Below are 14,249 nucleotides of genomic sequence, written 5' to 3'. Positions count from 1 at the left end.
GCGCCAGGTTTTGACGGGAAAAGATCAACGTGCTTGGACCATCGTTGCGTTCGATCGCGGCTTTCCAGCATACGGCCGATTCAACTGCGTCGCACGGACGCCAGACTTGCATGTTGGGTATCATGCGTAGCGTAGCGGTTTGCTCGACCGGTTGATGGGTCGGGCCGTCTTCGCCCAGACCGATGGAGTCGTGGGTGTAAACGAAGATGGTCGGTGCTTTCATTAGCGCGGCCATACGCAGAGCGTTACGGGCATATTCGCTGAACATCAGGAAGGTGGCGCCGTAAGGCTTGAAGCCGCCGTGCAGCATGATGCCGTTCATGATGGCAGACATGCCGAATTCACGCACGCCGTAGTAGACGTAGTTGCCGTCGTGTCCGTCGACATTGACGTCTTTGCAACCGGACCATAGGGTCAGGTTGGAGCCGGCCAAGTCGGCAGAGCCGCCCAGCAGTTCAGGCAGTAAGGGACCGAAACCGTTCAGGGTGTTTTGTGAGGCTTTGCGGCTGGCGATGGTTTCGCCTTTGGCGTCTACCGCAGCGATGTAGGCATTGGATTTTTCAGCCCAGTCTGCTGGCAGTTCACCGGCCATGCGACGTTCGAATTCAGCCGCCAGTTCAGGATGCGCAGCTTTGTAAGCGGCGAATTTGGCATTCCAACCGGCTTCCAGTTCAGCGCCTTTGGCATGAGCATCCCAACCGGCTTTGATGTCGGCGGGAATTTCGAACGGCGCATGCGGCCAGCCCAGTTGTTCGCGAGTCAGGGCAATTTCAGCTTCACCTAATGCAGCACCGTGACATTCTTCTTTGCCTTGTTTGTTAGGCGAGCCAAAACCGATGACGGTTTGGCAGCAGATGATGGTCGGCTTGTCGGTGACTTTTTTCGCGGCTTCGATGGCTTTTTTAATCGCGTCGGCGTCGTGACCGTCGACTTTAGGAATCACGTGCCAGCCGTAAGCTTCGAAACGTTGTGGGGTGTTGTCCAGGAACCAGCCGTGAACATTGCCGTGACCGCGCACTTCGCCGTCGATGGAGATGTTGTTGTCGTCGTAGAAGGCGATCAGTTTACCCAGGCCCATGGAGCCGGCCAGTGAGCAGGCTTCGTGGGAGATACCTTCCATCAAACAGCCGTCACCCAGAAATGCGTAGGTGTGGTGGTCGACGATATCGTGGCCTGGACGGTTGAATTGGCCGGCCAGCGTACGTTCTGCCAACGCAAAGCCCACGGCATTGGTGATGCCTTGTCCCAGCGGGCCTGTGGTGGTTTCAACACCGTCGGTGTAGCCGTATTCAGGGTGACCGGGGGTTTGTGAGTGCAGTTGACGGAACTGTTGCAATTGCTCAATCGGCAAATTGTAGCCCGCCAGGTGCAACAAGGAATAAATCAACATGGAGCCATGACCGTTGGACAACACGAAGCGGTCGCGGTTAGGCCATTTTGGATTGGCAGGGTTGTGTTGCAGAAAATCGTTCCACAATACTTCTGCAATGTCAGCCATCCCCATCGGGGCTCCAGGATGTCCTGAGTTGGCTTTTTGTACGGCGTCCATGCTGAGTGCGCGGATGGCGTTCGCTAAGTCTCGGCGCGAAGGCATGTTTGTCTCCTTATAATTTGTTTTTAGGTTCGACGTTTGCTTCTTCAAACATCGCTAGGCTGAGGCTCGGTGAATTGCAAGGACAACCAACACAACACCCTGTATTTTAGACTGCTGGAATCGGTAACGCCTTGACACCTAAAGTATAAAAGACCTGTAGCCCTTTAAGGCCACAGGTCTTTAGCTATTACTCTAAGTTAGCGTGTCTGGATCTCATAATTTCTTCTTCGATCCCTTTTTCATGAATTACATGAGAAATGGTCGCTTCCAAGAAAAACAATGTAGATAATTCAAAAACTGTACCCATGGGCATGCCTTTGACTTTACCATATTGTTCGGATCTACCAATTTGCAGAGTAATATCAGCCAAGTCACCAATGGTTGAGTCACTTTGCGCAGAAATCAATAAAATTTTTGCGCCGATTTCTTTAGCTTTCTTAGTGAATGCAACCAATTGCTCTGTCTCACCCGAACCTGAAATGATGATCAATAAATCACCATTTTTAATACTCGGCGTAACAATTTCACCTACAACACTGACATCGTATCCGCCGTGCATTAAACGCATAGCGAAAAAGTTACCGACCAGTTTAGAACGCCCCGCACCCGATATGAAAATTCTTTTGGCCTGATCCAACATGTCGACCAGCGCCTTATCATTTCCATCAGGTGTTGCTTCTAGAATACCTGAAATTTTATCGATAATTAATTGCTGATGCATAACTTATACCGCCGCTGCGTCTACCAATTCACGAATTTCACTGGCCGCTTCTGCTGGAGATGGCGCACCATAAATAGCCGCACCAACAACGATGATGTTTGCACCGGCTTCAACAACTTGTTGCACAGTAGCAGGCTTGATGCCGCCAGCTACAGAAATGCGAACGCCTAAGCCTAAACCAGCGATTTCATTCAAATCACCAAAAGGGGTATGACCTGCTGCTTGTGCATCCAAACCAGTGTGGATACCCATGATTTGCGCACCCAATTTAACCGATTCTCTTGCACAATAAGATTTGTCATCAACATTGATCAAATCGATTTGAGTTTCAGCGCCATATTTTTTGGCTGCTTTGATAACACCAGCAATAGTAGCCAGGCCAGATACACCCAATACGGTGCAGATATCCGCACCAGCTGCGTAGAATGCACCAGCTTCGTATTCGCCAGCATCCATAGTTTTCAGGTCAACCAACAACAATTTATCTGGAAAACGTTGTCTCAACTCTTTAACCAGATTGATACCGTTGTATTTGATGCAAGGGGTACCGATTTCAAAAATATCAACATAAGGCGCTACTTGATCGGCCAATGCTACGGTTTGGTCGAAATCCAGTGAGTCCAACGCCATTTGAATTAAGGGTCTTGCCATGTGAAGTGCTCCGAAAGTTTTAATTTATAGTTGTAATAGCTGATTTGCCTACTGCCACAATCTGCTAGGCTTATCACATACTCGTGATGCGTTGGCAACTGTAAGATAGAAATAGGATATATGTCAATGCCTGCAACATATCTTATTGGGTGTTAAACTTCATTTTTTGAACTTTTCAGCCGCTTCAACATCCGGCTTTTGCAATGAAGCTTTCAAAGGATAGGGTGATAAACATCCATGACACCACCCTATCGACTTAATACCTATTAATCTGCTTTCTTTTCAATTTTTTCTTGTTTGGACTTTGCGACATCTTTTTCAGCCGTATCACTTTTAACTGCCGACTCACCGGTAATCAAGATATCTTTCTCATTAGCTTTGATGATTTTTTCACCTATACCAGGGACATTCTCCAACTCTTCCAATGATTTAAACAAGCCGTGCTCTTTACGGTACTGAACAATTGCATCCGCTTTTTTGGGCCCGACACCCGTCAAAGCATTGGAAATTGTTTCCGCATCTTCTGTGTTAATATTGACTGGATCAGCAAAAACACTCGCTGACAGTAAACTTAAAAAAATAAATATTTTTATCATTTCTTACTCCTTGAATTTAGTTTACATGTTCAGCATCCTGCACTAACCCCCTCACTTAATCGCCTGATGCTGACTGCTAGCATAGCCCATAAAAAATTGATTTCAAGTTTTCAATCTATATTTGCTGTCACAATGGCCCGTAACGGTGCCGGCAACCCTTCACACGTCAAACTATCGTCTTCTGGATGCAAAAAATCCTGCAACGAATTAAACCGCATCCATGCCGTGCTGCGCTGTTCTTCGATCGTTGTTTTACTGACATCTCGCAGCTTAATATTTTTAAAGCCACAACGCTGCATCCATACTATTAGAGCGTCACAACTGGGCAAAAACCAAACGTTCCGCATTTGAGCATAACGTTGTTCAGGCAGTAATACGGTATCTACGCCACCGTCTACCACAATAGTCTCAAGCACCAACTCCCCCCCAGACCGCAAAAATCCTTTCAACTCCAGCAAATGATCGATAGGCGAACGCCGATGATACAAAACCCCCATAGAAAATACCGTATCAAACAACTTCAAATCTGCCGGCAAGTCCTCTATACCTAGCGGCAACACATATAAAGCGGCCTCGCCATAAAGCTTATGCAAAGCCTGAAACTGCATGATACTCAACAAGGTAGGATCAACACCCAGAACCATTCTTGCCCCGGCCCCCAACATACGCCAGCCGTGATAACCATTTCCACAACCGACATCCAGCACCAAGCGATTTTTCAACGAAGTAATATGATTTTTCAAACGTTCCCATTTCCAATCCGATCGCCACTCGGTATCGATATCAATACCAAATACTTGATAAGGTCCTTTACGCCAAGGATGCAGCGCTTGCAATTCATCAAACAACTTCTGCTGCAACTCAGTAGATAAATCTCCAGCACTGCCAATCCGCACCGAATCAATTAATTCATTACTACTTGGGATCACGCTCGGCAATTTGTCAACCACGCTTTGCCACCTATCCCAATCGCCATGCGACTGCTGATTCAATACGGCTTGAATTTGCCCAGGCAACTGCTCAACCCAGCTAGTAGCACCAGCATCTTCTAGGGCTCGATATAGAGGCGTATAATCTATCACTTCAAAGCAATCCGTTGATGCGAAACAGAATAAAAATTACCGCCACTTCACCTGATCGGCGGCCTGAATGAGGTCAAGTAAAAAATTACTACACCCAAGACTCCCCGACAACGAAGCCGGGGAACAGATACATGTTTAGGACTGATTTGCGGACAAGGCTTCGGTGTTCCGTTTAGCCAATTGATTGATGACTTCTTGCAAAGATCCTGTTCGCTCCACTTCATTTTTAAAGCTGGTCCGGTAATTAGTCACCAAACTCACGCCCTCGATCAGGATGTCGTAAACCTTCCACTCTCCGCCCCTATTCAGCATACGGTAATTCACACTGATTGGCTGCAAACCAGGCTGCAGAACTTCGGTTTTGACCATTACTTTTCGCTGATCATCCTCTGCATTAATCGGTAAAAATCTAACCGACCAATCTTTAAACTCAACAAAAGCCCTGGAATAAGTTCTGACCAATAAAGTCTGAAATTCTTTTGTAAACGCATCTTTTTCAGCCGGCGACGCCTGCTTCCAAAGCTTACCCAGCACCAACGAAGAAATTAGATCGAAATCAGCCCGCGGGTACAACACTGTTTGAACAAACTCCGTAATCTTACGAAAATCCTTGGTAAAACTAGGATCCTGCATTCTCTGCTTTAATTGTTCTGATGCATCTTCAATTACTTTTTCAGGTGCGAGTAGATCTGCAGCATTGACATTTGCAGACAGCGCACTCATAAAAATACCAAAAGTCAAAACTACTAAAACTTTTATATAACGATTCATGATTTTTGTTACCACTTAAAATGAGGTATCAATGATTAATTCAACCGTCCAACCACTGATACACTGTTACAATAATATTCATTAATTTCGTCAATCCGATGAAATTGACCAACCTTACCAGGCTAACTACTTACCCCATCATTTTACTATGGAAAACATGTCCCTCCCTAAAGACTTTTTCCCCTCTACTCGCCTACGCCGAATGCGCTATCAAGCTTTTTCCCGCCGATTAATGCGTGAAAATCATTTAAGCGTCGATGACTTGATTTGCCCCATGTTTGTCATTGAAGGCCATAATCAAAAGCAAAAAATATCATCCATGCCGGGCGTATGCCGCCTATCTATAGACCTGCTATTACAAGAAGCCGATCAGCTACTCAATCTTGGTATCCCGGCGATTGCCTTATTCCCTATAATAAACCCAGCACAGAAGTCTCTGGACGCTGGCGAAGCGTTTAACCCTGAAGGCCTGGCGCAACGTGCAGTTAGAGCCCTAAAGCAATCATTTCCGGAACTGGGTGTAATCACAGATATAGCTCTTGACCCATTTACCTCCCACGGACAGGATGGCTTGCTGAACGCACAAGGTTATGTCATCAATGATGAAACAGTTGCCGTGTTGTGCAAACAAGCTCTGTCGCATGCAGAAGCAGGCGCGGACATCGTTGCGCCATCAGACATGATGGATGGCAGAATTGGCGCCATCCGCCACACTTTAGAAAACAACCGCCACATTAATACGCGCATTCTGGCCTACTCAGCTAAATATGCATCCAGCTTTTATGGCCCCTTTCGTGACGCGGTAGGGTCGGCGGGCAATCTCGGCACTGGCAACAAGTACAGCTATCAAATGGATCCGGCTAACTCCGATGAGGCTATGCGTGAAATTGCGCTGGATTTACAGGAAGGCGCCGACATGATCATGGTCAAGCCCGGCATGCCGTATTTAGACATCATCCGCCGCGCCAAAGATGAGTTTGGGGTACCGACTTTTGCTTATCAAGTCAGCGGTGAATATGCCATGTTGAAAGCCGCCGCGCAAAATGGCTGGCTGGATGAAAAGCAAGTGGTCATGGAATCACTGCTGGCATTCAAACGCGCAGGCAGTGACGCCATACTGACTTATTTTGCCAAATCTGCAGCACAGTGGTTAAAACAATAATAAATCTAACCAAGGAAATCCTCGCATGCAAGAAAACACCCCAATCGACGAACTTTTAGCCGGCAAACGCCATTTCGGCCTTGAAGAGATAGTGTTCATTTTATTGGTGATACTGTCTTTATTAGGTATTGCCGTTACCGATTACTCACCACACGATGGCTATGGCTATTGGTTGCTCATGGTATTCGTATTCGGCGCTTTATCGATTTTCGTTTCCTGGCTGCAAGCCAAAAATGGCGAGCAAGACTTTAGCGAAATCGTCAAAGCCCAAGCCATGCATTGGTTACATACGCTTATTATTGTTGGCGCCGCATTTTTACTGAACAAATCTGGACAACTGACAGATACTGGCGCCAGCTTGGTCATTTTGTTAATTCTGGCCTTATCTACCATGCTTGACGGCTACCGCATAGGCTGGCAATTTAGATTGCTCGGATTTTTTCTGGCCTCCTGTTCCATCATTGTTGCCTACATCGAACATTATATTTGGGCCTGCAGCGGCCTTGGCGTGCTGATTGTTGGTGGTACTTTTTTCTGGACTTACTGGATCCGCAAACAAAATGCCCTCAACAATGATTGATAGCTACGCCGTTTTTGGCCACCCCATCAACCACAGCAAGTCGCCACGCATTCATCGGCTATTTGCCGAACAAACTCGACAAGATCTAACCTATACAGCACAAGACGTGCCCAGCAAAAACTTCAAAACAAGCGCAGATAACTTTTTTAGCCATGGAGGCAATGGCCTCAATTGCACAGTTCCCTTAAAAGAACTCGCTTGGAGTTACGCTGACCATCTCAGCGATCGTGCCCGACTGAGTAAAGCGGTAAATACGCTGGCTCGCCAACCTGACGGGCGCATTTTGGGTGACAACACCGATGGCATAGGCCTAGTCAACGACTTAACCCTCAATCACGCTATTACACTGTCAAACCAACGTATTTTAATCCTCGGCGCTGGTGGTGCTACACGCGGCATTCTGGCGCCGATACTCGCACAGCAACCCAGTCAAATCGTGATTGCTAATCGCACACGCAGTAAGGCAGACACGCTAGCCACAGAATTTGCCCAACTCGGCAACCTGCGAAGTAGCGACTTCGCAAATTTGGCTCAGATGCAATTTGATTTGATTATTAATGCCACCTCGGCCAGTCTCAGCAACCAATTACCACCGTTGCCAGCTAACCTCTTGAGCGCTGACGCCTGCTGCTATGACCTAGCCTATGCTAATGAACCTACGGCCTTTGTCCGCTGGGGCATTTCACAGCACGCTCGCTTTAGCCTGGACGGTTTAGGCATGTTGGTAGAACAGGCCGCAGCGGCCTTTAAACTTTGGCGCGGCATTCAACCAGCAACCTCTCCGGTCATTGCGTTGCTTAATAGTGAACGTCATTTACCGCCTTCATCCGCATAATTATTGATCTGAGGTACCGGTAGCAGAGAAAATCACCCATACTAGTATCAAGATTCAATGCGACTTGGCGCAGGAAAAATATGGCCTCAATAAAAGCTTTCTTTGAAAAACTACAATCGTCAACATCAACATCAACCGAACCGCAATTTGGCGATAAAATTTCGCTGGAAAAGCTTGAACAACTTTTCCCGATTAGAAACCTCAGCGAAGAGATTCGGCAAAGCTTCGCCTCCGAAAATCATGTCGAACTGATCAATGCCGGTACCACATTATTCACAGCAGATACCCCAGCCGACTGCGCTATTTACCTGATTTCAGGCAACATTAAACTCACCGATCAAAACGGCCGTGGCTATATCATTGAATCCGGCAGCGACCAAGCCAAATTCCCAATTTGCAGCGGAGATAAACATACCACTACAGCCGTCGCCCAAACGGCACTTAGCATCTTGCGCGTCTCGTTGAAAATAATGTCCACCCGCAATCGCTTTCAACATAAATCGTTGGAAATTCCAGATGCGTTAAAAAGCAATCAGTTGTTAGCCTTATTTGCCGATCATTTCCAAAACCATGAGATGGAAATTCCTTCTCTACCTGAAGTAGCTATCAAACTGCGACATGCCATTCAAAAAGACGTCGATATTAAAGATGCTGTCAAAATCATTCAATTAGATCCTGCCATCTCTGCCAAGCTGATTGAAGTTGCCAATTGCCCATTGTATTTAACTGTCAACCCAGCCACAAACTGTCTGGACGCTGTCAACCGCATAGGCCTAAACGCCACCCGCAATCTGGTGGTAGCCATCAGCCTTAAACAAATTTTTAAAACTAAGTCACCGCACATAAAAGTGCGACTGGAAAAACTATGGAAAAATAGCCTATATATGTCAGCGCTATGCCATGTATTAGCGACTTCCTGTCAACAAGCAAACCCGGAAGATGCATTATTAGCTGGATTAGTTTGCGACATTGGTGTCATTCCCTTTCTTAGCTTCGTCGCCAACTTGCCCGATGAATTTATCAATGAAGCTGAAATCAATCAAGCGCTACCCATAGTTATTGGCAGAATTGGCGCCACCGTACTCAAAGAATGGCAATTTGCAGACGAATTCGTCGATGTAGCTTTAAACTCCTCAAATTGGTACGAAAATGGCAGTAAACAGCTTTCATTAACCGATATCGTGGTGTTATCGCGCTTACATAGCTTAATTGGACAAAAAAACAACACCGAACTACCCGCCATCACCGCCATACCAGCTGCCAGCAAGCTCAAAGGCATGGCTCTATCACCCGAAAATACCCTGGCTATACTTCATGATGCTAAAAACCAAATTAATGAAGCCTTAGCCATATTTAGCCGATAAGCCCATGTTCTGGAAATTTTTAAAAAAACAAGATGAAAAAGCAGGGATTCCCAAAGCTGGCATAGATGGCCCGAAAGCTAAACTGCCACTGGATTTTTTGCAAAGACTCATTCCACTGGGTGAATTAACCGATGCAGACCTACAATTACTAAATACCAGTCTGCGCAGTTTCAGTCCTGGTCAGATCATTTTTAATCGTGGTGAAAGTGCAGATTCTTTGCTGTATCTGTATGCAGGCAATGTCTTTATGGAGGCGGCTAACGGCAATGGTTACATGGTAGACGAAGCAACTTTCAAAGCAAATTACCCCTTATCTACCCACACCGAACATCAATTCAATGCCATAGCCAAATCTGCCACAAAAATCGCCTATTTGCCCCTCTCTACATTACAACAGTGCTCTCAAACCGTTGAAACCAACAACCAGCTGATCAACGCCAAAAACATTCCAGCCAACCTGGTCAATAGTAAATTTTTTAAAGGTTTTTGTGACGCTTTTCAGCGGGATGATTTACAAGTACCCAGCCTGCCGGATGTTGCAATCAGATTACGTAGCGCCCTACAAAAAGAGTCTATCTGCGTTGCAGATGCGGTAAAAATCATCAATCTGGATCCAGTCATTGCCTCTAAATTGATCCAAATGGTTAACAGCCCGTTCTATAGAAGCATCAATCCTATCAACAACAGTCACGATGCCATCACCCGGTTAGGCTTAAAAACCACGCAAAACCTGGCCACCAGCATTAGCTTACGCAACCTGTTTCGCAGCAGCAACAAACTCTTGAATGCCCGCGCTCAACAATTGTGGAAGAGCAGCATCCAAATTGCCAGCTTGAGCTATACACTGGCAAGCCTGACGAAAACCATCAATCCCGATGAAGCTCTATTAGCCGGACTAATACACAGTATTGGCGCTTTGCCCATTATTACCTATGCCGGAACGCTGAAGGATGATACATACACGGCAGAAGAGCTGGATCAAACCCTTTCGGTTTTACAAGGCTTAGTAGGAGTTGCTATCTTAGAAAAATGGCATTTCCCGAAAAACCTGTTACAGCTGCCTAAACAAGCCTGCAATTGGTATCACGATGACTATCCTCAGTTAGAAATGAGTGATATTGTTTTGTTAGCCAAGTTTCACGCCCAATTAGGCCAAACTACAACCGAAAAACTACCACCACTCAACACCTTACCGGCATTCTTAAAGCTTGGTGATAACACACTAACACCCGACATGTCGCTTCTCGCCCTACAAGAAGCCAAGCAACAAATTGCAGAAGCCCTCAGTTTTTTCAGGACTTAACCATGAAATGGCTCAACGGATTATTTGACTCAAAAACATCTCCAGCAAACGAAAACCTCACAGCAGAGCATAGCTCACCTCATGTTTTCGAATCCAGTAACAGCTTTACCGGGCAAGAAGTAAAACTGAGTATTGAACAACTAAAAAAATTCGTTCCCTTAAGAAACCTGGATGATGAAATTGTTGCGACCCTACCGCACAACGTTATGCACTATCCCAAAAACGCCATCATTTTTGAGCGCAACCAAACTTCTGACCATATTTATTACCTGCTAACAGGTCGAATTGTCATGCAACCTGACAGCGTCAATAGTTATGAAGTAGTTGCCGGCAACACCTTAGCCACCTTACCCTTAAATTGCGGCACACATTATGGCGCTACCGCCACTGCGCTTACCAATAATGTCAACATCTTAAAAGTATCTGATTCAATTTCCCGCATTTGGGCGAACCAATGCCAGGAAGAATTAACCTGTGTTGAACTATTGGATATTGAATTACCGGCAGAACTCAGCGACAACCGGTTTTTTAATAGCTTTGCTCAGGCCTACCAGAAAAACACCTTACACCTGCCGTCTTTACCCAATGTTGCATTAAAACTTAAGCAAGCCATGCAGCAAGAGATTGGCATCCCTGAAGCAGTAGAGATTATTCAGATCGACCCACCCATCGTCACCAAACTGATTCAAGTTGCTAACAGTCCGATATACGCAGCTACGACACCGATAAATAACTGCCATGATGCCATCACCCGTATCGGCTTAAATGCCACCCGGAATCTGGTATTAGGCATCAGTCTAAAGCAGCTTTTTAATACCAAGGACCGGATGCTGATGCAAGGCATGCAAAAACTTTGGAGAAACAGCCTTTACCTCTCCAGCCTGTGTTTTGTTTTGGCTGAGGAATTTAGCAACATCAACCCTGAAGACGCCTTACTAGCCGGCTTAATATGCGACATCGGTGCCATTCCACTGCTGCATTTTGCCGAGCAGTTTCCTGAACAGTATCCAAACCTAGCTGAACTAGAAGCATCGCTGCCTTTTTTTAAAGGCCCGGTCGGATCACTGGTTCTACATACGCTGGGATTTTCAGCAGAACTCAGCAACATTCCGTATCAAGCAGAAAACTGGTTTTATGATAGCGGCGAACAACTAACCATTACCGACATTGTTATCCTGGCCAAGTTACATAGCTACTTTGGTAGCAAGAAAGCCAAGGGCCTACCTTACATCAACACAATTCCAGCCTATAGCAAAATCCCCCAAGGCAAACTGGATGCGGATTTTTCGTTTACTATTCTGCACAAAGCTCAAAACCGCATCCAAGCAATCCTGCAACTATTAACCTGATCCACTTTACTGACTCAAAAATTACCGCTATGAATAACCCCTTGCTTGAAAACACTGAACTACCGCAATTTTCTAAAATTTTGCCTGAACATGTAGAGCCAGCTATAACTCAATTATTAGTAGAGGCTAGACAAACCATAGCCGATAAACTTCAATCCGGCGGACCCTATAGCTGGCACAATCTAATTGAACCTATAGAAGACAAGGAAGACCGTCTCAACAAAGCCTGGTCTCCTGTCAGTCACATGAATTCAGTCGTCAACAGCGATGCCATGCGTGATGCCTACAACGCCTGCCTGGGCAAACTCAGTGAATACTCCACCGAAGTAGGCCAAAACCGTGACTTATATGCAGCCTATCTCAGCATTCATGACAGCGCCGAATTTGCCCAACTCGATCGCGCCCAGCAAAAAATCATCAACAACGCCTTACGCGACTTTCATTTATCCGGCGTTGATTTACCCGCTGACAAACAAGCACGCTATAAAGAAATAAGCCAGCAATTATCCAAGCTGGCCAGTCAATACGAAGAGCACCTATTAGATGCCACCAACGCCTGGCATAAACACATTACGCATATCGACGATCTAGCCGGACTGCCGGAATCCGCTTTAGCGCAAGCCAAACAAGCGGCTGAAGCCGAGGGTAAAGAGGGCTGGCTGATAAATCTGCAATTCCCATCCTACTTGGCGATTATGACGTATGCCGACAACCGCGACTTACGCCACGAACATTATCAGGCATTCTCCACCCGCGCATCGGATCAGGGCCCGCACGCCGGACAATGGGACAACACAAAAGTGATGGAACAAATTCTGGCTTTACGCCATGAAAAAGCCCAATTATTAGACTTTAACAACTACGCAGAATACTCACTGGCCACCAAAATGGCCAAAACCACTGACGATGTGGTGCAATTTCTAGAAGATCTGGCCGACAAATCCTGGCGCCAAGCTCGCCGAGATCTGGCCGAGTTAAAAGAATTTGCCGCAACAGAACACAAGCTACACGATCTGCAAGCCTGGGATATCGGTTATTACTCAGAAAAAATGCGTCAGCATTTTTATCAATTATCACAAGAAGAAGTTAAAACCTATTTTCCAGCCACTCGTGTTATTCCCGGTTTATTCAGCATCGTCGAAAAACTCTATGGCTTGCAAATCAGCGAAATCAAAACCTTCGACAGCTGGCATCCAGACGTACATTTTTATCAAATTCTCGATAAGACCGGTCAATTACGTGGCCGCTTTTATCTGGATTTATACGCCCGCGCCAAAAAACGCGGCGGCGCCTGGATGGACGACTGCGTTTGCCGCAAACTCAGCTCTGCTGGCCTACAAACGCCAGTAGCTTACCTAACCTGCAACTTTACGCCACCTACCGGCGCAGCTCCGGCACTACTCACTCACGATGAAGTGCAAACCCTGTTTCATGAATTCGGTCACGGCCTGCATCACATGCTGACCCAAATCGACCACCTGGGCGTATCGGGCATCAATGGTGTGGAATGGGATGCGGTAGAGCTACCCAGTCAGTTCATGGAAAACTGGTGCTGGGAAAAAGAAGCGCTCAGCTTAATTTCCGCTCATTATCAAACCGGCGAAACATTACCGGATGCATTATTCGAAAAAATGCTGGCCGCCAAAAACTTCCAAGCGGGCATGCTAATGGTGCGACAACTGGAATTCAGCCTGTTCGATTTCAAAATTCACCAACATTACGATCCCAGCAAAGGTGGTCGGATTTATCAAATCCTGCAACAAGTGCGCGATCAGGTTGCGGTGGTAAAAGTGCCTGAGTTCAATCGTTTTGCCCATAGTTTTTCACATATCTTCGCCGGTGGTTATGCCGCTGGTTATTACAGCTATAAATGGGCGGAAGTGCTATCGGCAGACGCATTTTCTTTATTCGAGGAAAAAGGCATTTTCGACCGTGCTACCGGCGAGTCCTTTTTGCACAACGTTCTGGAACAAGGCGGCAGTGACAATGCGATGAACCTATTCAAAAACTTCCGCGGAAGAGAGCCCAATATCGATGCCTTATTACGGCATACCGGCATTGCCGCCTAGTTTGCGACTTCAATACATTCATTACAGCCACTAAGGACAGCCTTGATACCACATCATCAAGGCTGATCGAGATATCACAAAACCGCATCTCGCTGGCAAGATTAAAAGTTGGAAACCCAACATTCGCCAAAGCGCGCCAGCTTGTGGCTGTTTTCTCAAAAGATCACCGCGA

General features: G+C 46.3%; 13 protein-coding genes. 7 read left to right on the top strand and 6 right to left on the bottom strand.

All coding sequences use genetic code 11. The features are described from left to right. The 6 genes from tkt to A1359_RS17335 all read right to left on the bottom strand — a co-directional run. A partial coding sequence (gene tkt / locus A1359_RS17360; RefSeq protein WP_066986117.1) for a transketolase occupies positions 1-1,594 on the bottom strand: 1,594 nt, incomplete at its 3' end. A gap of 187 nt (positions 1,595-1,781) precedes the next feature. Continuing rightward, the gene (gene hxlB, locus A1359_RS17355; RefSeq protein WP_066986114.1) at positions 1,782-2,315 is read right to left on the bottom strand and encodes a 6-phospho-3-hexuloisomerase; all 534 of its coding nucleotides are present in this window, start codon (positions 2,313-2,315) and stop codon (positions 1,782-1,784) included. Positions 2,316-2,318: 3 nt separating this feature from the next. Then, positions 2,319-2,966: a 3-hexulose-6-phosphate synthase gene (gene hxlA, locus A1359_RS17350; protein WP_066986111.1), complete on the bottom strand. Its 648-nt coding sequence runs from the start codon at positions 2,964-2,966 to the stop codon at positions 2,319-2,321. Between the two features lie 266 nt (positions 2,967-3,232). Continuing rightward, complete coding sequence (locus A1359_RS17345) at positions 3,233-3,562, bottom strand: ComEA family DNA-binding protein (RefSeq protein WP_066986109.1); 330 nt, start codon at positions 3,560-3,562, stop codon at positions 3,233-3,235. 110 nt (positions 3,563-3,672) lie between these two features. Then, entirely contained in the window at positions 3,673-4,644 is a 972-nt protein-coding gene (gene cmoB / locus A1359_RS17340; protein WP_066986107.1) for a tRNA 5-methoxyuridine(34)/uridine 5-oxyacetic acid(34) synthase CmoB, read from the bottom strand. Positions 4,645-4,779: 135 nt separating this feature from the next. Further along, positions 4,780-5,415 (bottom strand): MlaC/ttg2D family ABC transporter substrate-binding protein, encoded by a 636-nt coding sequence (locus A1359_RS17335; RefSeq protein WP_066986105.1) that lies wholly within the window; start codon positions 5,413-5,415, stop codon positions 4,780-4,782. A gap of 148 nt (positions 5,416-5,563) precedes the next feature. On the opposite strand from A1359_RS17335, the gene hemB reads away from it, so the two are divergent. From hemB to prlC, 7 genes are all read left to right on the top strand, one after another. Beyond that, entirely contained in the window at positions 5,564-6,577 is a 1,014-nt protein-coding gene (gene hemB, locus A1359_RS17330) for a porphobilinogen synthase (RefSeq protein WP_066986103.1), read from the top strand. A 25-nt stretch (positions 6,578-6,602) separates the two neighbouring features. After that, complete coding sequence (locus A1359_RS17325) at positions 6,603-7,157, top strand: hypothetical protein (protein WP_066986101.1); 555 nt, start codon at positions 6,603-6,605, stop codon at positions 7,155-7,157. Continuing rightward, positions 7,150-7,992, top strand: a complete 843-nt coding sequence (gene aroE / locus A1359_RS17320; RefSeq protein WP_066986099.1) for a shikimate dehydrogenase — start codon at positions 7,150-7,152, stop codon at positions 7,990-7,992. The genes A1359_RS17325 and aroE overlap by 8 nt, the downstream gene beginning before the upstream one ends. Positions 7,993-8,072: 80 nt before the next feature. Continuing rightward, on the top strand, positions 8,073-9,356 hold the full coding sequence (locus A1359_RS17315) for an HDOD domain-containing protein (RefSeq protein WP_066986096.1): 1,284 nt from the start codon (positions 8,073-8,075) through the stop codon (positions 9,354-9,356). Between the two features lie 4 nt (positions 9,357-9,360). Further along, the gene (locus tag A1359_RS17310) at positions 9,361-10,659 is read left to right on the top strand and encodes an HDOD domain-containing protein (RefSeq protein WP_066986093.1); all 1,299 of its coding nucleotides are present in this window, start codon (positions 9,361-9,363) and stop codon (positions 10,657-10,659) included. A gap of 2 nt (positions 10,660-10,661) precedes the next feature. Next, a complete protein-coding gene (locus tag A1359_RS17305) occupies positions 10,662-12,008 on the top strand; it encodes an HDOD domain-containing protein (protein ID WP_066986090.1) in 1,347 nt (448 codons plus the stop codon). A 29-nt stretch (positions 12,009-12,037) separates the two neighbouring features. Continuing rightward, positions 12,038-14,077 (top strand): oligopeptidase A, encoded by a 2,040-nt coding sequence (gene prlC, locus A1359_RS17300; RefSeq protein ID WP_066986087.1) that lies wholly within the window; start codon positions 12,038-12,040, stop codon positions 14,075-14,077. Positions 14,078-14,249: the final 172 nt, after the last annotated feature.

This window comes from Methylomonas lenta (assembly GCF_001644015.1).
Classification (GTDB): domain Bacteria; phylum Pseudomonadota; class Gammaproteobacteria; order Methylococcales; family Methylomonadaceae; genus Methylomonas; species Methylomonas lenta.
Note: the sequence above shows the minus strand (reverse complement) of the source record. Positions and strands in the feature narration are given on the sequence as shown.